Below are 23,596 nucleotides of genomic sequence, written 5' to 3' on the forward strand. Positions count from 1 at the left end.
GGGAGGCTGGATGGAAGTTCAGAGCATTAGCGCGGGCACGTGACTGGCGGTCATCATCTACTCATGCACCGTCACCCGATTGCGCCCGGTTTTTTTGGACGTATACAACGCCTGGTCGGCCCGGGCGATCAGTTCGGCGTGGCCGGTCGAGGGCTGGCTCAGGTCTGCCACTCCAAGGCTGATGGTGAAACGGATGCTCTGGTCGTTGTACAGCACCTGCAGTTCTTCGACGGCCTTGCGCAGGCGCTCGGCGAACATCCGGGCACCGGTCTGGTCGGTGTCCGACAGCACCACGCCAAACTCCTCGCCGCCATAACGCCCGGCCACGTCGGAGTCGCGTACGTGTTCGTGCAGAAGCCTGGCGACCTGCTCGATGACCTTGTCCCCGGCCTGGTGGCCATAGGTGTCGTTGACCCGTTTGAAGTGGTCGATATCGAGCATCACCAGGCTCAAGGCATTGCCATAGCGCTGATGCCGCGCATAGGCAGCTTTCAGGTTCGCCTCCCAATGACCGCGGTTGTACAGCCCGGTCAGTCGATCGGTACTGGAGAGCTGCTGCAATTGCGCATTGGCGGCCTGTAGTTGATGCCGGTTGGTGGCGACGTCGGTGACGTCATAGATCACCAGGCAGATGTGACTGATCGTGTTGTCGGGCGAGCGCAGCGGTAACAGCGTGGTGTTCTGGTACATGAACTCTTCCTGGCCGGTGATCGGCTGGTAGCTCTTGAACCGCACCAGATAGGGACGCTGCTCCCAGACAGTGAACGCTGGGGTGCCCAGGGCAGCGACGCTTTCTACCTTGCGGCTGAACCACTGGCGATCGATTTCCGGGAACAGGCTGAAAAAATGCTGGTCGTGGGCGTCCTTTGGCTGCACCCCGGAGCGGTTCTCCATGAACGTGTTCCAGACCTGCACGCGGTAGTCGCGGTCCAGCACCACCACACCGACATCGATGCTCTGAACAATGGCCAGCAACCAGTGAAACTCGTTCAGATCAATGGAATCAGGCATGGCTCAGGTCATCAGGTAGGTGAGTTTTTGGGTCAGCCGCTCGATCGAGTCTTCCGTGAACAGTAACAATAGATCGAAACGAATATCGTGCCCTTCCAGGCTGTAGCTGATTTCCACCGCCAGGGTCTTTTTCCAGTGCTTGCGGTTGACTTGAATCAGCTCCTCGATGGCCGCGTGCTGGCCGAGAATCTGCGGATGCCCCTGAGAAAACACCACGTCGATCTGTTCGGCAATGCTGCTCAGGCAAGCGCCGATCAGAACACTGGAGAGGTCCAGCAGCATTTCCAGGTCCGAATAGTCGCTGCTTTGGCGTTGCATCAGTTGCGCTATGTCAGCAATTTCCGACTCGTGAAATATCAGCAGGGCTTCGCCGGCAATACCGCTGCCAATAAAGCCCTGGCAGATGGCGGTGAGTTGTTCAGAGCTACCGGCATCGTTCAGCGCCATGTGCAGCTCACCCACCTCAAGGATGTTCACGTTCGGTACCGGTAACTGCACAAACACACCCAGCACCTTGGCGATCAGGGCGGCGGCCTGGCCGATGGCAACGTTGACCGTCTCGCGAAACGCATCGTGAAAACTGATGGCCGTGTTCGTTGCCGGACGATTTTGCGGCGGCGTCTGGCCGGGTTTCGTCAGAAGGCCCAACTGGCTGAGCGTCTGGCGCAGTTCGTTTTCGTCGAAAGGTTTTTTCAGGAATGCCAATGCGCCCAGCTCAAGCACGCGGCGTACCGCCTGTTCCTGTACGTCACCGGAGATCACGATGACTTGCGTCTTCAAGCCTTCGGTGCGCAAGGCGCTCAACACCTGGTAACCATCCATCTCCGGCATGGTCAGGTCCAGCAGCACCACCTGGCCCAGCCCCTGGCGTATGGCGTCCATGGCCTGGCGACCATTGCTGGCCTCGGTGACCGAGACCGGCCAGTCCGCCGGCAGCGCCCGTAGCACCTGCTTACGGGCCATGTTGGAGTCGTCACATACCACTAAGGGAATCACTGACACTGGGGCGCCCATTTGAATTGAACGGCAGCCGAGGCCTTCAGGCAGGCCACGCATTGCATTGAACAAAAAACTGGACCAATAAGTCAGGCTAGTCAAATGCACTTCATCCATTTCGGGAGTCTGTCCAATGCGCAACTACACGGTGAATTACCTGTTCAACGACGCGCCTCGCACTCACGCGTTCGAGCTCAAGCAGCTTCAACTGCCCGTCCATGAAGCCGCGATGCACCTGCTCCAGCTGCATTTTGGAGATGCAGAGAACGGCCTGATCATGCCCACCGCGGATGCGACGCCTGCGCAGATCCTGGAGCAGGCCGAGCGGGTAGGGCTGACGCAAATCAGGGTTGTCGATCAACACATAATTGATTAATCAAAATAATCAGTTCTTTTAGTTTTTTGCTCGTGATCTGTGTTGCACCGTCCATGAAAAACATCCGCGCCGGGGTTCCGCCTTTGGTGGTCCGAACCGGATATTATCGGTATTTCCGGCTGTTTATGGGCTCTTAGCCTCGCGTCGGGATGTTTGTAAATTAAGAAACCTAGTGGTTTCCTTTCTGTTGTTTTTTGGCATACTCACCCAGCGAGTCGACACCAGATGTCTGCTTGAAATGGTATTTAGTGCTGTCTAATAACAATATAACCAGCAGGAACCCACGCCATGCACAGTCCCGATCACCACGCTACGCCAGTCGGCGCCGAACAACTCACTGCCACCCTCGCACGGATGAAACAGGCCCACTTGGTTGACGGACCGGCCAGCCTGGAGCTGCGCCGCGACCGCCTCGATCGGGCCATTGCGCTACTGCTGGACAATCGTGACGCCATCGTCGCAGCGGTGTCGGCGGACTTCGGCAATCGTAGCCGCGAGCAGACGCTGCTTTCCGATATCGGCGGTTCGGTGGCAAGCCTCAAGCATTGCCGTGAGCATCTGGCCGAGTGGATGCAAGCGCAATCGCATCCGTCACCCTTCCCCGGCAGCGAGGCGCGGGTCGAGTACCAGCCGTTGGGCGTGGTGGGCGTGATCAGCCCCTGGAATTTTCCCATCGTACTGGCGTTCGGGCCTCTGGCGAGCATCTTCGCCGCCGGTAACCGGGCCATGCTCAAACCCTCGGAACTGACCCCACGCACCTCGGCATTGATGGGCGAATTGATCGCCCGATATTTTGACGAGAATGAACTCACCACGGTGCTGGGCGATGCCGAAGTCGGCGCGCTGTTCAGTGCCCAGCCGTTCGATCACCTGATCTTTACCGGTGGTACGGCGGTGGCTCGGCACATCATGCGTGCAGCCTCGGACAATCTGGTGCCGGTGACCCTGGAGCTGGGGGGCAAGTCGCCCGTGCTGGTGTCCCGTAGCGCCGATCTGGCGACGGTGGTGCAGCGGGTCATGACCGTGAAGACCTTCAACGCCGGGCAAATCTGCCTGGCCCCGGATTACGTGCTGCTGCCGAAAGAATGCCTGGAAGACTTCGTCGCCGAGGCGGTGCGCTTCGTCGGTGCCATGTATCCCTCCTTGCACAGCAACCCGGACTACACCTCCATCATCAACCCACGCAATTTCGACCGCCTGCAGGGTTATCTGGCCGATGCTCGCGCCAAAGGGGCGCGGCTGATCGAGATCAACCCGGCGCAGGAAGACCTGGGCGATCGCCAGACCCGCAAGATCGCTCCGACGCTAGTGCTGGATGCCACTGAACAGATGCAGGTGCTGCGCGAGGAAATCTTCGGCCCGCTGTTGCCGATCAAGACCTATCGCGATTTCGCCACGGCGATTGACTACGTCAACGGTCAACCTCGGCCCCTTGCCGCTTATTACTTCGGCGAGGACGCCGGTGAGCGCCAGCAGGTGCTGGAGCGCACGACTTCGGGCGGTGTGGTGATCAATGATGTCATGAGCCATGTGGTGTTCGAGGCGCTGCCGTTTGGCGGGGTCGGTCACTCGGGGATGGGGGCGTATCACGGTGTCTACGGTTTCCGTACGTTCAGCCATGCCAAGGCGGTGGTGGTGCAGAGCCCGCTCGGTGAGTCCAACCTGGCAATGCGCGCGCCTTACGGCGCAATGATCCACGGTCTGCTGGATCAATTGCTGACTGCCCACTGAGTCTTCAGGAGTTTGATCATGAACGTGTTGTCGACTCTCAAGGCCAAGCTGCTGCGTGCCTTTGCCAAGCGCATGAAAGCCAAGTTCACCTATGACGCGGCGCAGTATCCGTTGCGCCTGTTCGAGGAGAAGCTCATCCCCACGGCGTGGGGCCCGGCACGGGCCTTGTTCTATTGGCCCCAGGCGCCGTCCAGCGAACCTTTGCCCGTGTACCTGAACCTGCATGGCGGCGGTTTTGTGGCCGGGGTGCCGGAGCATGACGACAGCTATTGCCGGCGGTTGGCCCACAACCTGGGTTGCCTGGTGGTCAATCTGGATTATGTCCTGGCCCCCGAGTTTCCCTTTCCCGCCGGCTTGCGACAGAGCTTCGCGGTGCTTGAGTGGCTGGCCGAACAGGCCGCGGCCCTGGGTATCGACCCACAACGCATCGCAGTCGGTGGGCACAGCGCCGGCGGTAACCTGGCCACCGGCGTGGCCAATCTGGCGCGGGAGCACCAACGGCTGCGGGTGGTGCATCAGGTCATCGACTATGCGGCCGTGGACTTAGCCGCGGATCCGGAACTCAAGCGCTCGACCTCTGACAAACCCTTGCTCGGCCCGGGCCTGATGCGCTTCTTCAATCGCTGTTACCTGAGCGATCCGGCGCATGCCCGCGACCCTCTGGCATCGCCGTTACTGGCGACGGTCGAGCAATTGCAGGGCATGCCCCCCGCGACGGTGATCACTGCCGAGTACGATATCCTGCTCGCCGAGGGGCAGGCCTACGCGCAGAAACTGCGTCAGGCCGGTGTGGCGGTGACCGAGAGAATGTTCACCGGGTGCGATCATATGTTCACTCACCTGGGACCGGATGCTTCGGCACAGCAGGCGTGGCAGCTTATCGAAGACTCCCTGCGCAAGGCGTTTGCGAGCAGGCTGCGTTAAGCTGGGCACCTTTGTGAAACCACCATCAGGACATGCGCACCATGCCGTTCAACAGGACCCGTAATGCCTGAAACCGTAATGCCTGAAACCACTGCGCTGCCCACCCGGCGCGGTCGTCCGCCGGTGCGCAGCCGTCAGGAGCAGATGACCTCGCTGTTGGATGCGGCGGCGCAGGCGCTTGGCAGCGGCAATTTTGCCAACGTCACCATGGATGCTATCGCCCGCGCCGCCGGGATCTCCAAGAAGACCCTGTACCTGTTGGTGCCGAGCAAGGAAGCGTTGCTCTCGCAACTGGTGGCCAGGGACTTGTCCACCCTTGAACTGCTGTTGGAAAGCGGTATTGATTGCGCCGAGGACCTGCTCAGCGAGTTGCGCATGTACCTGACGTTATGGGCGCGCCTGACCCTGTCGCCGTTGGCGCTGGGGCTCTACCTGTTGGCTGCCCAGGGACGCGAAACGGCGTCGGGCCTTGCCAGGATCTGGTATCAGGAAGGTGCCGGGCGCTGCCTGAGCTTGTTGCGCGGCTGGCTGGGCAAGGCCGCCGGCAAGGGATTGTTGGCACACGAAGATGTCGAGTCAGCGGTGGAGCTGATCGACTCGCTGTTGATTTCCCAGCCGCTCAAGCTGTTCACCCTGGGGGTCCAACAGGCCTGGTCCGACGAGCAGATCGAGCAGCGGGTCGAGGTGACCTTGGGCCTGTTCGGCCGCTGCTTTATCCATCGATCATCTACGCCATAAGGCGCGCCTATTCGCTGGCCGAGCGTCGCGACAGGCGATAGGACAACTGAGCACGGGTCAGACCCAGACGGCGGGCCGCTTCAGAGACGTTGCCTTTCACTTCGCCCAGGCAGTGGTCAATGATGGTGTCCTCGATCTCTTGCAACGACAGCCGGCTCGGGTCCTTGCCGCCGAACAGCTCCAGACTCGCACCACTGCCGGTACTGGCTGCGGCGCTCGTTGCATGGCGGGCCGGCGGCGGGTCGTTGGGGCTCGCAGCCAGTTGGCCACGGGTGCCGATGGAGAACATGGGCTGGGCCAGGCGTTCACCGCTGGTAAACAAGTGCGCCAGGTCGATTGCGCCGCCGTCCGGGGCGCTGATCACGCCGCGCTCCACCAGGTTCTGTAGCTCGCGGATATTGCCCGGGAAGTCATAGGCCAGCAGCGTATCGGCCGTGCGCGGCGTGAAGCCGCTGATCTGCCGACCATGGCGCTGGGTGAAGCGATGCAGGAAGTGGGTCATCAGCAGCGGGATGTCTTCCTTGCGTTCGCGCAGCGGCGGCAGATGGATCGGAAATACATTCAAGCGAAAGAACAGATCTTCACGAAACTCGCCACGTTGCGCGGCGGCGCGGAGGTCGACGTTGGTCGCAGCGACCACCCGTACATCGACTTTCAACGTGCGGCTGCCACCGACTCGCTCGACTTCGCCCTCCTGCAAGGCGCGCAGCAGCTTGCCCTGGGCCACCAGGCTGAGGGTGGCGATCTCGTCAAGGAACAGGGTGCCGCCATCGGCACGCTCGAAGCGCCCGGCGCGCGATTGAGTGGCTCCGGTGTAGGCACCGCGCTCGACGCCGAACAGCTCCGACTCCATCAGGTTTTCCGGGATGGCAGCGCAGTTTATGGCGACGAAGGGTTCATCGTGGCGCGGGCTGATGCGGTGCAGCATCCGCGCAAACATTTCCTTGCCGACGCCGGACTCGCCAGTGAACAGCACCGTTGCCTGGGTCGGCGCGACCCGTCGCAACATGTGGCAGGCGGCGTTGAAGGCCGAGGAAATCCCCACCATGTCGCTGTCTTGTGCGGGAGTCGGATCAACCAGCAAACTGGTCGGCAGGGCGCCTTTATCGCTGCGGCTATGGGCTGTCACGCTGCGTCCGCCGGTGCTGACGAAAGGTTCGGCGTTCAGGTCGGCCAGGTCCGCTTCGGCGTCGTCCCATTCCTCCGCGGGTTTTCCAATCAGCCGGCAAATGCTGGAACCGGTGGAACGGCATTCGACCTCGCGGTAGAGAATCAGCCGGCCGACCATCGCCGAGGTGTACCCGGTGGCATAGCCGGTCTGCATCCAGCAGGCCGGTTCGGTGCCGATGCCGTATTGGGCGATGTGCTCGTCGTCCTCGCTGGAGTGATGCCAGAGGAATTCGCCGTAATAGGTGCCCAGGTTCATGTCGAATTCGAAATGCACCGGCTCGACCTTCACCGCGCCTTCGATCGCATGAATGATCGGACCGGCGGCGAACAGCGCCAGGATGTCGGCCTCGGGGAAGCGCTCCTTGATCAGGGCGGCGTCCCGGGCGCCGCAATGGTAGCCGGTGCGCAACATGATGCCTCGGGCGCGGGCCAGGCCCATGCTTTCAATCAGTTCTCGGCGTAGCGCGCCGATGCCGCTGTTGTGGATCAGCAGCATGCGCGCGCCGTTCAACCAGATGCGGCCGTCGCCCGGACTGAACATCAGGCATTCAGTCAGGTCCTGCAGGGTAGGCGGCGCCCCTGGTGGCAACTGCTCGCTGGCACCCCGCACGGGTTTGTTTGGCGTTGCGCGAGAGAGTTCGGCCAGGGAAATCAGCTTGTTCGCCATCACAAATCCTTAAACGGGATAATCATAATCCGCATAGTGCAGCATGAAATTGCTGAAATCATCACTTTTTTCACACGCCTGAATCCCCCCTCAAGATACCCACATGCCTCTGTTTGCGCTGGATGCCGCGTGCTTGAGCGGTTGCCTTGCGATTACTCAGAGATGGCATATCGCTTGCTACAACTAGTTACCGAGATTAACTAATTCGGCAATAACAATATGGCTTGGCTGTCGCCGCCTTCGAGCAGGCAGTACAAGCAAGAATCGGGAAGCCCGTATGAAGTTGACCAACAAGAGGATAGTCGTGACCGGGGTTTCCTCGGGCATCGGCGCCGAAACCGCGAGGATCCTGCGTGCCCACGGGGCCATCGTCATCGGCATGGATCGCAATGAGCCCAACCTGAGCCTGGACGATTTCATCCAGGCTGATCTCAGCCACCCGGATGTCATCGATGCGGCCGTGCAGCAGTTGCCGCAGGCGCTCGACGGCCTGTGCAACATTGCAGGAGTCCCCGGTACCGCCGATCCGCAAGCGGTTGCCCAGGTCAATTACCTAGGGGTGCGCCATCTCTGTGGGGCAGTGCTACCGCGCATTGTTGCCGGAGGCAGCATCGTCAACGTCGCCTCGATTCTGGGTGCGCAATGGCCGCAGCGCCTGGACCTGCACAAGGCCCTGGCCGATACCCAAAGCTTTGCCCATGGCCAGGCCTGGCTGGCCGAGCATCCGGTGCCTCGGCAGAGCTGCTACCAGTATTTCAAAGAGGCCTTGATCGTCTGGAATTACCAGCAGTCCCAACCCTGGTTCCTGCAGACCTCTGTGCGCATGAACTGCGTGGCGCCGGGCCCGGTGTTCACGCCCATCCTGGGTGATTTCGTCAGCATGCTCGGTCAAGAGCGCGTCGAGGCTGACGCTCATCGTATGAAGCGCCCGGCCTACGCCGATGAAGTGGCGGCTGCCATCGCCTTTCTGTGTGCCGACGAATCGCGCTGGATCAATGGCGTCAATCTGCCGGTCGATGGTGGCCTGGCGTCCACCTACATCTGAACGAGGAGCCCTGGGCGAGTGACCACCGGCCGACTACGAGCGAACGGCCAGTTCAAAAAACATGCTTCCAACAACAAGAACAATGAGGAACACCATGCACAACTCTCGATGCTATCCAGGCTTCAAGCGTTCAGCCCTGGCACTCTCGGTCTGCCTGGCCGGCTGGGCCTCCCAGCCCCAGGCTGCGCAAATAGACTTGGGCGACAGTCAATGGCGCCTGCGCTGGGATAACACCCTCAAATACAGCCAGGCGTGGCGTCTGCAAGGGGCCGACGACAATCTGGTCAACGCGCCGACGGCGGGGGGCCTGTACCCCTCGATCCAGAGTCAGGGCGACAAGAATTTCAGCAGCGGCCTGGTCTCCAACCGCCTGGACCTGTTCAGTGAGATGGACCTGAGCCGGGAAAACTATGGCCTGCGCCTCAGCGGCGCGGCCTGGTACGACGATATCTACAACAAGAACACCGACAGCAGCGAGCAACGGCACTTTCTCGACGATACCCGCGAACTGCACGGGCGCGACGCCGAATTGCTTGATGCCTTCGTGTTTGTGCGGGGTGATGTCGGCGAGTCGAGCCAGGGCACCGTGCGGCTGGGCCGGCATAGCCTGATTTATGGCGAAAGCCTGTTCTACGGGGGCAACGGCATTGCCAATGCCCAGGGGCCGAGCGATATCGTCAAGCTGCTCAGCGTACCCGGCACCCAGTTCAAGGAAATCCTGCGTCCGGTCAATCAGGTGTCCGGGCAGTTGCAGATCAACCCGCAGTTGTCTGTGGGTGCCTACTATCAGTTCGAATGGGAGCGTTCCAACTTGCCGGGGGCGGGCAGCTACCTGAGTGACAACGATGGTATCGGCGAAGGTTCCGGCGACTGGACCCAGGTGTTTGGCAACACCACCGTGCATGCCTCCGATATCGAGGCCAGGAACTCCGGCCAAGGCGGCATGCAACTGCGCTACAAGCCCGAAGGCACCGAACTGGAACTGGGCTTCTACGCTGCCAAGTATCACGACAAGGCGCCGAGTGCGCTCTATGCCTATCTGGACGGTGCAGCGGCCGCGGCCACCGGGCTGCCGATCCTGGGGTCCTATCGCCAGGTTTACGCCGAAGACATCAAAACCCTCGGCGCCAGCTTCTCCACGGCTTATGGCCCGTTCAATTTCGCCGGCGAAACCTCGGTGCGCTGGGACGCACCGCTGGTGAGCAACCTGCAGGTGGTGACACCTGTCATGGCGGCGGACAACAACGGCGACGCGCTCTACGCCAAGGGCAAGACCGCCCACGTCAACCTCTCGACCATCTATCTGCTGTCGCCCGGCCCGTTGTGGGATGGGGGTTCGGTGCTCGCCGAACTGGCCTGGAACCGCACCCTCAGCGTCACCGACAACCGCGCGGCATTGGACGCCAACACCACCCGGGACGCCACGGCGCTGCGCGTGCTGGCCGAACCGGCTTATTTCCAGGTGGCCGACGGTCTCGACCTGAGCGTACCGATGGGTTTTGGCGTGGTCCTCGATGGGCGCTCCTCAGCGGTCAGCAAGGCCGGGTTCGGCAATACCCACGCCGGCGACTGGAGTGTCGGCGTCAAAGCCACTTACCTGCAACGCTGGGACTTCGGCATCAACTACGTGAACTTCTTCGGCAAGAAGGAGGCAGGGCTGCGCGAGGACGGCAACTTCAGCTACGGGCAATCGCTGGCCGACCGTGACTTTGTCTCCATGTACGTGAAAACCACATTCTAATAAGAGGTTTCATTCGTTATGCACAGTAACCTTTCCTTGCGTATTTCGGCCTTGGCCATTGCCTTGCTCAGTGCCGGCCTGGTGCACGCGGCCGTTTCCCCGGAGCAGGCCGCACGCCTGAACTCGGACCTCACCCCCCTTGGCGCCGAGCGCGCCGGCAACAAAGACGGCAGCATTCCGGAATGGACAGGTGGCTACACCACAGCACCGGCCGGCTACAAGAATGGCGATAAACGCGCTGATCCGTTCGCCGCCGACAAGCCGCTGTACTCGGTCAGCGCGTCCAACATGGCGCAGTACGCCGACCAATTGGCCGAAGGCACCAAAGCCCTGTTGCAGAAGTATCCCGCTTACCGTCTGGACGTCTATCCCACCCGGCGCAGTGCCGCAGCGCCTCAGTGGGTGTATGACAACACCCTGAAAAACGCTACCCGCGCGAACCTTGAGGTGGCCACCGAAAAGGTCAGCGGCGCCTATGGCGGGATCCCATTTCCATTGCCGCAAAACGGCGCCGAGGTGCTGTGGAACTACCGCCTGTCCTGGCAGGGGGGAGACACCTTCTATTCGCCTTTTGATACCTGGCTGATGACCGCAGGCGGCAAGAAAATCCAGGCCACCCGCGCGCGCTTCTGGTACCAGCAACCCTACTACTTCAAAGACGGCAGCCTGGAAACCTTCGCGGGCAAGTTTCTGATCGGCAAACTGGCCACGGAACAACCGTCCTCCAAGGCCGGCGAGGGCCTGATGACCCACTGGGACATGGACCCCGGCAAACGTGCCGCCTGGCAGTACCTGGTCGGCCAGCGCCGGGTGCGTCGTGCGCCGAACGTTGCCTACGATACGCCGGACTTCGTCACCTCGGGCGTCGGTTTCTTCGACGAGGCTTTCATGATCTTCGGTCCGACCGACCGCCACGACCTCAAGTTGGTTGGCAAGAAAGAGTTGCTGGTGCCCTACAACAACAACCGCGCGGCAGCAGCGAGCAGCGACGAGTTGCTCAAGCCAGGCTTCCTCAACCCGGATCTGGTGCGGTGGGAGAAGCATCGGGTGTGGGTCGTGAGCGCGACACTCAAGGATGGCAAACGTCATGTGGTGCCCAAGCGCACCTATTACGTGGACGAGGACTCCTGGCAAGTGCTGCTGCTCGACGGCTATGACGCCCAAGGCAAGTTGGGGCGGCATAACTATTCGCTGACGTTGTTGGCGCCTGAAATGCCCGCGCTGACCGCTCAGATGATGTGGGGCAGCTACAACCTGGAGACCGGCGCCTACTTCCTGAACTCCTCGGCCAACGACCTGGATGTGCAGTACCAGAGCTATCCGCGTCCGCCGTCCGCGTTCTTCACCCCTGACGCCATGGCCAGCGACAGTATGCGCTAAGCGATTGTGCAAGGCGCCGGAGCCCAGGCATCGGCGCGTTGTGCGATCAGCGGTTGGATAATTCTTATGCGGCGGTTGGAGCGGACATGATCGGTAATTTTTCACTCATGCGGGCGCTACCGGTGGCCTTGCTGCTGGCTGCGTTATCAGTGTCAGGCTGGGCGACGGCCAGCCCGGGCATAGCACTACTCAACCAGCCGGCCTTGCAAAGTGCCAAGGCACCCCGTGCGGTGCTGCTGGCGGTAACCCGGGCGGGCGATCGGCTGGTGGCGGTCGGCGAACGCGGCATCGTGCTGCTCTCTGATGACTCCGGCCAGAGCTGGCGCCAGGCCCGTGTGCCGGTCAGCGTCAGCCTGACGGCGGTGCAGTTCGTGGATGCCGAACGGGGCTGGGCTGTCGGTCATCTGGGCGTGATTCTTCACAGCACCGACGGTGGCGAAACCTGGGTCAAGCAACTCGATGGTGTCGCAGCGGCGCACCTGGCGCTGGTTTCGGCTCAACAAGGCAGCGACGCCAAGCGGCTCAAGGATGCCGAGTGGCTGGTCGCCGATGGCCCGGACAAGCCGTTTCTCGACCTGTATTTCAGCGACCGTCGCAACGGTTATGTGGTCGGCGCCTATGGCCTGATTCTGCGTACCGCTGACGGTGGCGACAGTTGGCAGCCGTGGATGCAGCAGGTGGATAACCCCGAGGGCCTCAACCTGTACGGCATTCGCCCGGCGGGCGGTGCGCTGTTCATCGTCGGCGAACGCGGTCTGCTGCTGCGTTCGACTGACAACGGGAGCCGCTTCGAGGCCCTCGATTCACCCTATGACGGCAGTTTTTTCGGTGTGCAGGGCAGCTCGGCCGGAGAGTTGTTGGCCTTCGGTCTGCGCGGCAATGCTTATTGGTCGGGCGACCAGGGTGTGAGTTGGCGGCGGATCGAGACGGGGCTGGAAGTGGCTTTGTCGGCTGGCACTCGCTCGCCTGATGGCGCGTTGATCCTGGCCAGCCAGGCCGGCGATCTGCTGCTCAGCCTCGATCGAGGCCGCAGCTTGCGGCACTTGAAAGGACCGACCGGCACCTCGATCGCCGGCCTGGTGGCCGCCCCGGACGGCAGCTTGATTGGTGTCGGCCTCAGTGGCGTGACCCGCCTCAAGCATGACCTTTACTCGGCGCAACGTTGAAACACTTGCCAGAGCCCTATGCGGCCGTATTCGGAGTCCGATGTGAACGACCATAATCCCGCCCTCGAACAGCAAGTGGTAATCGCCCGTCTGGAGGATTTCGATCCGCGTTCCGGAAACATGGGCGAGCGGGCGATCTTCAATCATCGCCCCTGGGTGATTCTGCTCTGCCTGCTGGCCACCCTGGTGCTGGGTTACCAGGCCAGCAAGATCGGTCTCAATGCCAGTTTCGAAAAAACCATTCCGACGTCGCACCCTTACGTCGCCAATTTCCTTGAGCGACGCAGCGAATTGAGCGGCCTGGGTAACTCTGTGCGCATTGCCGTGGCGGTCAAGGACGGCAACATCTTCGACAAGGATTACCTCGACGTTCTCGCCAGGCTCAACGACGAGATCTATTTGCTGCCGGGTGTCGACAAGCCTTATATGAAGTCGCTCTGGACGCCGACCACGCGCTGGACGGCCGTGACAGAGGAGGGGCTTGACGGCGGCACGGTGATCCCGGACACCTATGACGGTTCCGCCGCCAGCCTGGAGCAGGTGCGCACCAACGTTGCCCGCTCCGGCGAGATCGGCCAACTGGTGGCGGGCAACTTCCAGTCCAGCGTGATATTCGTACCGCTGCTGGAAATCAATCCCGTGACCGGCAAGGCGCTGGATGCCGGTGAGTTCTCCCGGCAACTGGAAGCGTTGCGCGACAAATACCAGAGCGATCGAATCCAGATTCACATCACCGGGTTCACCAAGATCATCGGCGACCTGATTGCCGGACTGGTCCAGGTCATGCTGTTTTTCGTGGTTGCCGTGCTGGTGACGGTTGTGGTGCTCTACTGGTACACCCGTTGTGCCCGCAGCACCGCGCTGGTGGTGCTCTGCTCCCTGGTGGCGGTGCTCTGGCAGGTCGGGCTGCTCGCCAGCCTTGGTTACGACCTGGACCCCTATTCGGCGCTGGTGCCTTTTCTGGTGTTCGCCATCGGCATGAGCCACGGCGCGCAGAAGATGAACGGCATCATGCAGGACATCGGTCGTGGCACGCACCGGGTGGTCGCCGCGCGTTATACCTTCCGCCGCTTGTTTGCCGCCGGCATGACCGCGTTGCTTTGTGATGCGGTGGGGTTCGCGGTGCTGATGGTGATCAAGATCCGCGTGATCCAGGACCTGGCGATTACCGCCAGCATCGGAGTGGCGGTGCTGATCTTCACCAACCTGATCCTGCTGCCGATTCTGCTCAGCTATATCGGTGTCGGCGCCAAGGCGGCCGAGCGCAGCTTGCGGGCCGAAACCGCTGAGTTGAAAGCAAACGTCAAGCATCCGCTCTGGAGTTTCCTCGACCTGTTCACCCGGCGCTCCTGGGCTTACGGCGCTTGCCTGGTGGGCCTGGCGCTGGCGGTCGGCGGTTTCGCCGTCAGCCTGCACCTGAAAATCGGCGATCTGGACCCGGGCGCTCCGGAGCTGCGTCCAGACTCGCGTTACAACCGCGATGCGGCTTTCATGACGCAGAACTACGCGGCCAGTTCAGACATTTTCGTGGTCATGGTCAAAACCCCGGAAGACCAGTGCACCCGCTATCCGACCCTGGCGGCGGTGGATGCTTTGGCCTGGCAACTGGAGCAATTGCCGGGCGTCGAGTCGACCAACTCCATGGCCGCCCTGAGCAAGATCGCCGCCGCCGGGTATAACGAGGGCAACTTCAAATGGTACGAGTTGATTCCCAATGACGGGGCCCTCGGCGCGGTACAGACCCGTGCGCCGCGTGAACTGTTCAACCAGGGCTGTTCGCTGCTCTCGCTTTACGTCTACCTGGCCGACCACAAGGCTGACACTCTGGAGCGGGTGGTGCAGACCAGCGAAGCCTTTATCGCCCAGCAGCAACTGCCGGACGTGAAGTTTATGCTCGCTGCGGGGAGCGCCGGCATCGAGGCGGCGACTAACATTGTGGTGAAGAAGGCCATGCGCGAGATGCTGTTCTGGGTCTACGGTGCCGTGATCCTGCTTTGCTGGGTGACCTTCCGTTCCTGGCGCGCGGTACTCGCCGCGGTGCTGCCGCTGATGCTCACCTCGATCCTCTGCGAGGCGCTGATGGTGGGTCTGGGCATGGGCGTGAAGGTGGCGACTTTGCCGGTGATCGCCCTCGGGGTGGGCATTGGGGTCGACTACGCGCTGTATGTGCTGAGCGTGATCCTGACCCACATGCGCGCCGGCGCCACGCTGTCCGAGGCCTATTACCGCGCGCTGCTGTTCACCGGCAAGGTGGTTCTGCTGACCGGCGTCACCCTGGCTATCGCCGTGGCGACCTGGGCTTTCTCGCCGATCAAGTTCCAGGCCGACATGGGCATCCTGCTGGCCTTCATGTTCCTGGTGAACATGCTCGGCGCGCTGATCCTGTTGCCTGCACTGGCGTACTTCCTGTTGCCACAAAGGCTGTTCGCAAAAAAGCCTGAGGCCGCCGGCGTGTTGCAGCCGGTCGGGGAGGGCTGACTGACGGTCCGCTGGCAACCGAAGGGCCAGACCAGGCAGGCCAATGCGGCTTGCCTGGTCTGGCCATTTCCACGATCCGATGGAGACAAGTCAAAACGGTTTTTCTGCCGTTTATCTGGCGTCAAAACATAATCTTTCACGCCGTATTTAGCCTTCAGCCAACTCGCCGATACCCTCAATAAGGTCCGATCGATTTGTGGGTTCGCCGAGGGTACGTCATGTTTAATTCAACGCTGAAAAGTGAATTGATGGCTAGGACAGCCGAATTGGCAACGTACAAAGGATTGGTGGGTGCTCTGGAGCGGTCGATGGCCGTTGTGGAGTTCAGCCCAGATGGCAAGGTACTGCGCACCAATGAGAATTTCTTGCATACGATGGGGCATCGGGCAGATCAACTGGCCGGTATGTCTCATCGGGATTTCTGCACGCCCGCGCTGGTCAGCAGCGCCGAGTATCGTCAGTTCTGGGACCGCCTGCGGTCCGGTCAATTCGTGTCCGGCACTTTTCAGCGAGTCAATGGCAAGGGTGGGAATGTCTGGCTGGAGGCCAGCTATAACCCGGTAGTGGACGAACAAGGCCGCGTTGTAAAAGTGGTCAAATATGCACTCGACGTCACCGCGCGGGTAGCAAACGAGGCGCAAACCCAAGGCAAGCTGGCCGCACTCGATCGCGCTATGGCGGTGATCGAATTCGATCTGAACGGCAACATCCTGACCGCTAACGACAACTTCCTCAGTGTCATGAATTACTCGCTGGCGGAACTCAAAGGCAAGCACCACCGGCTGTTCTGCGAGCAGGAGCTGGTGAGCAGCTCCGAATACAGCGATTTCTGGCGTCGCCTCAATAGCGGTGAATTTTTCAGTGGTCAATTCAAACGTCTGGGCAAGCACGGCAAGGTTGTCTGGTTGGAGGCCAGTTACAACCCGGTCTACGATGCCGAAGGCAAGCTGAGCAAAATCATCAAGTTCGCCAGTGACATCAGCGAACGAGTCGAGAAATTCGAAGAGGATTCGCGCGGCGCTTCCCGTGCCTACCACATCTCTGCCGAGACCGAGAAAGTCGCTGAACAGGGCTCGCAAGTGATTCAGCAGACGGCCAAGGAAATGCGCCAGATCGCTGACAATATCGGGGCCTCTGCACGATTGGTCGGCCAGTTGGGCGCGCGTTCTGAAGAGATCACGGCCATCGTCAATACCATTCGCGGCATCGCCGACCAGACCAACCTGCTTGCCCTTAACGCGGCCATCGAAGCGGCGCGGGCCGGCGATCAAGGGAGAGGGTTTGCGGTGGTCGCCGATGAAGTCCGGCAACTGGCCGGGCGCACCAGCCGTTCGACGGCCGAGATTGCCGAGATGATCGGCCTGATTCTGTCTGAAACCCGTGACGCCGTCGCCAGCATGACGGTGACCCAGGAGGGCGCCCTGCGTGGCGTAACCCTGGCCGATCAGGCCGGATCGGTTATTCTGCAGATCAGAACCGGTACCAGTGACGCACTCGAAGCGGTGAGCATGTTTGCCTCCAAACTCGATGAGTCCGAGGTCATCCCGAAAACGGCCATCGGCTGGGTAGGTTGATGCGTATGGGCGGCCCGAACCTCCTCACCAGCCTTTGACGCCGCTCATATCAGGCAACTTGTGAGCGATGCCCTTGTGGCAATCGATGCAGGTTGCCTCGCCATTGGCCAGTGAGGTCGAGTGCATGCTCGAGGCGCGCTTGCTTTGCCGGGTGAAGTCCATGAATTCGAAGTTGTGACAATTGCGGCATTCTCGCGAGTCGTTGGCCTTGAGTCGGGCCCATTCGTGCTCGGCCAGTTCACGTCGCAGGGCGAGGAATTTGTCGCGGGTGTCGATGGTACCGAAAATCTTGCCCCAGACCTCCTTGGAGGCCTGCATCTTGCGCGCGATCTTATGGGTCCACTCGTGTGGCACGTGACAGTCCGGACAACTGGCGCGTACGCCGGAGCGGTTGGTGTAGTGGATCGTGTCCTTGAGCTCGACAAACACGTTGTCACGCATTTCATGGCAGGACACGCAGAACGTCTCGGTATTGGTCGCCTCCAGTGCAGTGTTGAAGCCGCCCCAGAAAACGATACCGGCGATAAAGCCCCCAAGCGTCAGGAAACCCAGGCTGTAATACAGGCTCGGACGACGCAGGACGCCCCAGTAGTCCTTGAGCAAGGCGAACAGTGCTTTCATGTTGCCTCCTCAAGGTTTCTTCGTGGCGTTGGCGTTGTCTTGCAGCAGTTTGTCGATTGTCTCGAAATTGTTTCCCACCAAAGGCTTCACGTCCGCCTGCGGTACATGGCACTGGTTGCAGAAGTACCGACGTGGTGAGACGGCCGCCAGCGCTTGGCCATCGCGGTCCATGTAGTGGGTGATGCTGATCATCGTTGCCTGGGTCCGTGCGCTGTTGGCACGGCTGTGACAGGACAGGCACTTGTTGCCGTTCGCGTCGACCTGATAGCCACGGATGGTGTGGGGAATGGTCGGCGGCTGATCCGGGTAATTACGCTCGCGTTTGAGGTCTTTGTTTTCTTCATCGGTAATGGGCGGGGCGGGCATGTTCTGGGATAGAGTGCCGCCGGGGCGACGCCCATCCGGAGCTGGCGCGTCGAGCGGGTAGTTGATTTCAGCCGCGATCACCACGCCAATCGCGGCAAGCAGAAACAAGGGCAGCATTCGAAAAAGCATCAGGGTTCTCCTCAGGCCACGCTGACCAACTCGATGCGTATCGCGCACTTTTTGTAGTCGGTTTGCTTGGAGATCGGGTCGGTGGCATCGAGCGTGACCTTGTTGATCAGCTTGTTGGCGTCGAAAAACGGCACGAATACCAATCCTTGAGGCGGCTTGTTGCGCCCGCGGGTTTCGATGCGCGCACGGATCTCACCGCGTCGGCTGATCAGCTTCACTTCACTGCCGCGCCGTGCTTTCAAGGCCTTGGCATCCTCGGGATGCATGTACACCAGCGCATCCGGCACGGCTTTGTAGAGTTCTTCGACTCGCTGGGTCATGCTGCCCGTGTGCCAGTGTTCAAGAACGCGCCCGGTGCTCAGCCAGAACGGGTAGTCCGCATCCGGTGCCTCGGCCGGCGGTTCGTAGGGGAGGGCGAAAATGATCGCCTTCTTGTCCGGATAGCCATAGAACTGCACCTCGCTGCCTTTCTCCACATAGGGGTCCAGCCCCTCGCGATAACGCCAGCGGGTTTCCTTGCCATCCACCACCGGCCAGCGCAGGCCCCGTTCACTGTGGTAACGGTCAAATGCGGCAAGGTCATGTCCATGGCCGCGACCGAATTGGGCGTACTCCTCGAACAGCCCCTTCTGCGGGTAAAACCCAAAGGCCTTGGCTTCATCGTTTTTGTAGCCGGCTTCCAACTGCTCGACGGGGAACTGGTCCACCTGGCCATTTTTGAACAGCACCTCGAAGAGGGTCTTGCCCTTGAGCTCAGGTGCCTTGGCGAGCAATTCGGCGGGCCAGGTTTCATCGGTGGTGAAGCGCTTGGAAAATTCCATCAACTGCCACAGGTCCGACCGGGCGTCTCCCGGTGCCGTCACCAACTGATGCCAGAATTGCGTGCGTCGTTCAGCGTTACCGAAGGCGCCTTCCTTCTCCACCCACATGGCGCTGGGCAGAATCAGGTCGGCGGCCTGGGCGGAAACGGTGGGGTAGACGTCGGAGACAATCATGAAATTGTCCGGGTTGCGCCAACCCGGCAGGACTTCCTGCATGATGTTCGGTCCGGCCTGCATGTTGTTGCTGGCCTGGGTCCAGCACACGTTGAGCACACCGTCCTTGAGCATGCGGCTCTGTTCCACCGCGTGGAAGCCGGGCTTTTCCTGGATGGTGCCGGCGGGCAGCTTCCAGATTTTCTCGGCGGTGACGCGATGCTTGGGATTGGTGACCACCAGGTCGGCCGGTAGTCGGTGGGAAAAAGTCCCCACTTCACGTGCCGTGCCACAGGCCGACGGTTGACCGGTCAACGAGAACGGGCTATTGCCCGGCTCACTGATCTTGCCGGTAAGCAGGTGGATGTTGTAGATCAGGTTGTTGGCCCAGACGCCACGCGTGTGCTGGTTGAACCCCATGGTCCAGAACGACACGACCTTACGCTTGGGGTCGGCATACAACTGTGCCAGGCTTTTCAGTCGCTCAGGGGCAACCCCCGTCTCCCTGGCGGTTCGCTCCAGCGTGTAAGGCTTGACGAAGGCGGCGTACGCCTCGAAGTCAATATCCGTCCAGGTGTTGGCCTTGCCGGCATTCTTCGCGCTGGTTTCCCGTGGGTCGTCAGGACGCAGGCCGTAGCCGATGTCGTCGGCACCCCGGGCAAAGCGAGTGTGCTTGCTGATGAAATCCTGGTTCACCGCGCCGCTTTCAATGATGTGGTTGGCGATGTAGTTAAGAATCAGCAGGTCGGTTTGCGGCTTGAACACCATGGGGATGTCGGCCAACTCGAAACTGCGATGTTCGAAGGTGGACAGCACCGCCACTTTCACATGGGGCTGGCTCAGGCGGCGATCGGTGACCCGGCTCCAGAGCACCGGGTGCATCTCGGCCATGTTCGAGCCCCAGAGCACGAAGGCATCGGTGGCTTCGATGTCGTCATAACAACCCATGGGTTCATCGGCGCCAAAGGTGCGCATGAAACCCATCACCGCCGAGGCCATGCAATGGCGGGCGTTGGGGTCGATGTTGTTGGTGCGAAAGCCGGCCTTCATCAGTTTGTTGGCGGCGTAGCCTTCCCAGACCGTCCACTGTCCGGAGCCGAACATACCGACCGATTCCGGCCCCTTGCTTTTCAGGGCCTGCTTGAACTTCAGCTCCATGATGTCGAAGGCTTGCTCCCAACTGACCGGCTGGAATTCGCCCTGCTTGTCGTACTGACCGTTCTTCATGCGCAACAGCGGCTGGGTCAGGCGATCGACGCCATACATGATCTTTGAAAGAAAATAGCCTTTCACGCAGTTGAGCCCACGATTGACTTCGGCCTTCACGTCGCCATGGGTGGCGACCACCCGGTTATCCCGGGTCGCGACCATCACGCTGCACCCGGTGCCACAGAACCGGCAAGGCGCCTTGTTCCAGTCCAGGATGACCATGTCCGCTTCGGTCACCAGGTTGCTGGCAGAGGTTACGATCGGCAGGCCCGCAGCGGCGGCTGCAATGGCGGCGGCCTGGGTCTTGACGAATGCACGGCGGGTCATGCTCATTCGATGTCTCCTTCGGGCTCGAGGAGTTCGTGATAGATCAACGCCGCGTTGAGTACGCCGGGCAGGTTGTTGATCTGGTCGATGCGTTGCAGGATCTGGTCTTCATGCACGGCTTCAAGCACTACCACCAGTTTTCCGGCGGCACTTTCCTGATGCAGCTCCAGGCCATCGAGCAGGCGCAGGTTGGCCTTGACCGTGTCGAACATCTCCGGTCGGGCAAGTACGACAAGACTGGCGATATGCAGGGTTTCGTCCATGAACGGGCTCCAATAGCCTCAAGAAAAAGCCACCGGTCAGTGGGGTGGGCCAGGAGGGCCATACAGCATCTGGAAAAACCAGACGAGGAAACCGTAGCCGCCGACGATGGCGACCGACAGCAGCGGAAAGAGGAACACGACAAGGAAGAGGAACAGCCGGGTTTCCTTGCGGCGTTCAGGTTTGCGTTCTTCAACCAACGACATTGGGGCTTCTCCAGCCGAACCTGCGTTGATACTAGATCACGATTGCTGGACTGGCCTGTGTGCCCGATTTGCTTTCGACCAACGGTCCCACCAAGGGCCAGTAAATGACTCTGACGATTGACCCGGACGGCGCGATGATGGGGAACATTTCTGAACTTTCACTGGGCAAATACTTCCACTACTCAGAGAGTCATACCACTGCCTGGCGCAACGCGAGGTACCCAACACGTGCATGTTTGAAGCAGAGCCAGAATATGAAAGTAACGCCCCCTAAATCCCGGACCTCCTTGCGCCGGGCGGTGACAGGACCGATGCTGTTTCTTTTCATTCTTGGCGATGTACTCGGCGCCGGTGTTTATGCGCTCGCCGGCACGATCGCGGGGGAGGTGGGCGGCGCGATCTGGATGCCGTTGCTGGTAGCATTATTCTTCGCAATGCTGACGGCCGGTTCGTATGCGGAGCTGGTCACCAAATACCCCCATGCGGGAGCGGCGTCGGTGTATGCCGAGAAGGCATTCAAGTCACCGCTTATTTCGTTTTTGGTCGGGTTCTGCATGCTGGCTGCGGCTGTCACAAGCGCTGCCGGTCTTTCGCTGGCTTTCGCGGGTGATTATCTGGGCGCATTTGTTCAGGTCTCACCGCACGTCGCGGCCCTGGTGTTTCTGGTGGTCATAGCGCTCTTGAATGCCAGGGGAATAAAAGAGTCTCTGGGGGCGAATCTGGTGATGACGCTCATAGAACTGTCAGGCCTGATTCTGGTCGTTGTGGCTGCCGCCTGGTTTTTCCGTTCCGGTGATGCTCACCTGGAAGCCGCGTTGCAATTCAAGCCGGGGGTCAGTCCGATGCTGGCGGTGTTGGGGGCGGCATTGCTGGCCTTCTATTCGTTTGTCGGCTTTGAAACATCCGCCAATCTGGCTGAGGAAATACGTGATGTTCGAAAGGTCTATCCGCGCGCCTTATTTGCGGCATTGTTGACCGCCGGGGTCGTCTACATGGCCGTTGGTGTCGCAGCCTCTTCAGTGCTGCCGATGGAGCAACTGGTCGCAACGTCGGCCCCGTTGCTGGAAGTCGTCCGGGCATCGGGATTGAACATTCCACCTCGCGTGTTTGCCTTTATCGCGCTCATCGCCGTGGCCAACGGAGCGTTGCTGACTCTGATCATGGCCAGTCGACTCGCCTATGGAATGGCGTGTCTGGGGCTGTTGCCGGAGGCCTTGGCGCAGGTACTGCCCAACAGACGTACGCCTTGGGTCGCTATCATCGCCACGACCCTTGTATCTATTGCGTTGACACTGACCGGCACCCTTGCTGCATTGGCCCAGACAGTTGTTCTGCTGTTGCTTTTCGTATTCCTCAGCACAAATCTGGCGGTATTGGTGTTAAGGCGTGACACGGTTGAGGAAGCGCATTTTCGGGTGCCAACCTGGGTGCCCGTTCTGGCTATCGTTTCGTGTTTGATATTGCTCAGTCAGCAAAGCCTGGAAACCTGGCTTCGCGGTGCAGCCTTGATGGTTGTCGGAATATTGCTTTACGCCTGCACGCGTATCGCGATGCCCGTGGCGATAAAGCCTGGCTAGCGGGCTGGAGGAGTCCCGTCGGTAATCATGGACTCAAACGTCCTCCAGAAAGCTCGGACTGTGCCGATTCAAACGGTGTCGACTACAGTTCCTTGCATGTGCAGGGGATGCCCCGTTAAGCAACGGAATACTGATCATGACCCAAGACTCCTCCGACCCAGCCTTCAAATCCCTCGGTTGCGCCGAATGCCGCAACCATGAGGCGCTGGGGTTCGACTTCACAATGGCCTTTCAACCCATCTTCAATGTACGAACGCGCACCGCGTTCGCTTATGAGGCGTTGGTGCGGGGCGTCAATGGCGAATCGGCAGGCTACATTCTTGGACTGGTCAATGACGGTAACCGCTACCGGTTCGACCAGGCGTGTCGCGTGAAGGCGATCGAGGAAGCCGCCCGGCTGGGCATTCTGGACATTGCCGATTGCCTGCTCAGCATCAATTTCCTGCCCAATGCCGTGTACAGGCCCGAGACCTGTATCCGGGCAACCCTGGAAGCCGCACGTAATACAAACTTCCCGCCAAACCGACTCATGTTCGAAGTGACGGAAGGCGAGAAAGTGGTAGATCCTGAGCACCTCAAGTCGATTTTCGTGGAGTACGAGCGCCAGGGTTTCACCACCGCCATTGACGATTTCGGCTCCGGTTACTCAGGACTCAATCTGCTGGCCATGTTTCAGCCGCAAGTGCTGAAGATTGATATGGCGTTGACCCGCACGATTGATCAAGACACCGTCAAGCAAGCGATTGTCGAGGGTATCGTCCTGGTCGCCAAACGCCTGGGCATTACCGTCATAGCCGAGGGCATTGAGACGCGAGGGGAAAGCGCCGCGCTTCTGGAGCTGGGTATCGATCTGATGCAGGGATACCTGTTCGCAAGACCTGAGGTCGGTCGCCTCCCGCCTGGCAGTTTTGACTGAGGCGTACGGGCCG

At 60.6% G+C, this 23,596-nt stretch carries 19 protein-coding genes and 2 pseudogenes; 13 read left to right on the forward strand and 8 right to left on the reverse strand.

The window, feature by feature from the left end; translation table 11 throughout:
• Window positions 1–57 precede the first annotated feature (57 nt).
• On the reverse strand, window positions 58–1,011 hold the full coding sequence (locus T3A99_RS02925) for a sensor domain-containing diguanylate cyclase (RefSeq protein ID WP_107322807.1): 954 nt from the start codon (window positions 1,009–1,011) through the stop codon (window positions 58–60).
• Between the two features lie 3 nt (window positions 1,012–1,014).
• Window positions 1,015–2,025, reverse strand: a complete 1,011-nt coding sequence (locus tag T3A99_RS02930) for a response regulator (RefSeq protein ID WP_107323296.1) — start codon at window positions 2,023–2,025, stop codon at window positions 1,015–1,017.
• A 115-nt stretch (window positions 2,026–2,140) separates the two neighbouring features.
• On the opposite strand from T3A99_RS02930, the gene T3A99_RS02935 reads away from it, so the two are divergent.
• The 4 genes from T3A99_RS02935 (at window position 2,141) to T3A99_RS02950 (ending at window position 5,776) form a co-directional block, all read left to right on the forward strand.
• Entirely contained in the window at window positions 2,141–2,383 is a 243-nt protein-coding gene (locus T3A99_RS02935; protein ID WP_107322806.1) for a hypothetical protein, read from the forward strand.
• 288 nt (window positions 2,384–2,671) lie between these two features.
• Window positions 2,672–4,114: a coniferyl aldehyde dehydrogenase gene (locus T3A99_RS02940; protein ID WP_173406876.1), complete on the forward strand. Its 1,443-nt coding sequence runs from the start codon at window positions 2,672–2,674 to the stop codon at window positions 4,112–4,114.
• Window positions 4,115–4,132: 18 nt separating this feature from the next.
• Window positions 4,133–5,038 (forward strand): alpha/beta hydrolase, encoded by a 906-nt coding sequence (locus T3A99_RS02945; protein WP_173406877.1) that lies wholly within the window; start codon window positions 4,133–4,135, stop codon window positions 5,036–5,038.
• A gap of 63 nt (window positions 5,039–5,101) precedes the next feature.
• A complete protein-coding gene (locus T3A99_RS02950; RefSeq protein ID WP_322833922.1) occupies window positions 5,102–5,776 on the forward strand; it encodes a TetR/AcrR family transcriptional regulator in 675 nt (224 codons plus the stop codon).
• Between the two features lie 7 nt (window positions 5,777–5,783).
• On the opposite strand, the gene T3A99_RS02955 is transcribed toward T3A99_RS02950, so the two are convergent.
• Window positions 5,784–7,613: a sigma-54-dependent Fis family transcriptional regulator gene (locus tag T3A99_RS02955; protein WP_047225625.1), complete on the reverse strand. Its 1,830-nt coding sequence runs from the start codon at window positions 7,611–7,613 to the stop codon at window positions 5,784–5,786.
• Between the two features lie 277 nt (window positions 7,614–7,890).
• Between T3A99_RS02955 and T3A99_RS02960 the strand changes: the two genes are divergently transcribed.
• The 7 genes and pseudogenes from T3A99_RS02960 to T3A99_RS27810 form a co-directional block, all read left to right on the forward strand.
• Window positions 7,891–8,658 carry a coniferyl-alcohol dehydrogenase gene (locus tag T3A99_RS02960; protein ID WP_107322803.1) on the forward strand — a complete coding sequence of 256 codons (768 nt, stop codon included), beginning with the start codon at window positions 7,891–7,893 and terminating at the stop codon, window positions 8,656–8,658.
• A gap of 94 nt (window positions 8,659–8,752) precedes the next feature.
• Complete coding sequence (locus tag T3A99_RS02965) at window positions 8,753–10,399, forward strand: DUF1302 domain-containing protein (RefSeq protein WP_274090154.1); 1,647 nt, start codon at window positions 8,753–8,755, stop codon at window positions 10,397–10,399.
• An 18-nt stretch (window positions 10,400–10,417) separates the two neighbouring features.
• A complete protein-coding gene (locus T3A99_RS02970) occupies window positions 10,418–11,779 on the forward strand; it encodes a DUF1329 domain-containing protein (RefSeq protein WP_107322802.1) in 1,362 nt (453 codons plus the stop codon).
• A gap of 86 nt (window positions 11,780–11,865) precedes the next feature.
• Complete coding sequence (locus T3A99_RS02975) at window positions 11,866–12,945, forward strand: WD40/YVTN/BNR-like repeat-containing protein (RefSeq protein WP_188250771.1); 1,080 nt, start codon at window positions 11,866–11,868, stop codon at window positions 12,943–12,945.
• Between the two features lie 120 nt (window positions 12,946–13,065).
• On the forward strand, window positions 13,066–15,423 hold the full coding sequence (locus tag T3A99_RS02980; RefSeq protein ID WP_223194332.1) for an efflux RND transporter permease subunit: 2,358 nt from the start codon (window positions 13,066–13,068) through the stop codon (window positions 15,421–15,423).
• A gap of 308 nt (window positions 15,424–15,731) precedes the next feature.
• Window positions 15,732–16,409, forward strand: a pseudogene (locus T3A99_RS27805) (PAS domain-containing protein); the annotation flags it as partial.
• 111 nt (window positions 16,410–16,520) lie between these two features.
• Window positions 16,521–16,997: pseudogene (locus T3A99_RS27810) on the forward strand (methyl-accepting chemotaxis protein); the annotation flags it as partial.
• Between the two features lie 24 nt (window positions 16,998–17,021).
• Here the strand turns inward: T3A99_RS27810 and T3A99_RS02990 are convergent.
• The 5 genes from T3A99_RS02990 to napE are packed head-to-tail and all read right to left on the reverse strand — an operon-like array spanning window position 17,022 to window position 21,090.
• On the reverse strand, window positions 17,022–17,618 hold the full coding sequence (locus T3A99_RS02990; protein WP_013692861.1) for a cytochrome c3 family protein: 597 nt from the start codon (window positions 17,616–17,618) through the stop codon (window positions 17,022–17,024).
• 9 nt (window positions 17,619–17,627) lie between these two features.
• The gene (locus tag T3A99_RS02995; protein ID WP_047225631.1) at window positions 17,628–18,113 is read right to left on the reverse strand and encodes a nitrate reductase cytochrome c-type subunit; all 486 of its coding nucleotides are present in this window, start codon (window positions 18,111–18,113) and stop codon (window positions 17,628–17,630) included.
• Between the two features lie 11 nt (window positions 18,114–18,124).
• Window positions 18,125–20,629, reverse strand: a complete 2,505-nt coding sequence (gene napA, locus T3A99_RS03000; RefSeq protein WP_188250774.1) for a nitrate reductase catalytic subunit NapA — start codon at window positions 20,627–20,629, stop codon at window positions 18,125–18,127.
• On the reverse strand, window positions 20,626–20,886 hold the full coding sequence (locus tag T3A99_RS03005) for a chaperone NapD (RefSeq protein WP_076384282.1): 261 nt from the start codon (window positions 20,884–20,886) through the stop codon (window positions 20,626–20,628). Before T3A99_RS03005 ends, napA begins: the two co-directional genes overlap by 4 nt.
• Before the next feature lie 36 nt (window positions 20,887–20,922).
• Window positions 20,923–21,090 (reverse strand): periplasmic nitrate reductase, NapE protein, encoded by a 168-nt coding sequence (gene napE, locus T3A99_RS03010; protein ID WP_076384284.1) that lies wholly within the window; start codon window positions 21,088–21,090, stop codon window positions 20,923–20,925.
• A 254-nt stretch (window positions 21,091–21,344) separates the two neighbouring features.
• Between napE and T3A99_RS03015 the strand changes: the two genes are divergently transcribed.
• On the forward strand, window positions 21,345–22,667 hold the full coding sequence (locus T3A99_RS03015) for an APC family permease (RefSeq protein ID WP_047225867.1): 1,323 nt from the start codon (window positions 21,345–21,347) through the stop codon (window positions 22,665–22,667).
• A 136-nt stretch (window positions 22,668–22,803) separates the two neighbouring features.
• Window positions 22,804–23,583, forward strand: coding sequence for an EAL domain-containing protein (locus T3A99_RS03020; RefSeq protein WP_047225635.1), 780 nt, complete (start codon window positions 22,804–22,806; stop codon window positions 23,581–23,583).
• Window positions 23,584–23,596 lie beyond the last annotated feature (13 nt).

The organism is Pseudomonas sp. N-137 (assembly GCF_034555295.1).
GTDB lineage: Bacteria > Pseudomonadota > Gammaproteobacteria > Pseudomonadales > Pseudomonadaceae > Aquipseudomonas > Aquipseudomonas rhizophila.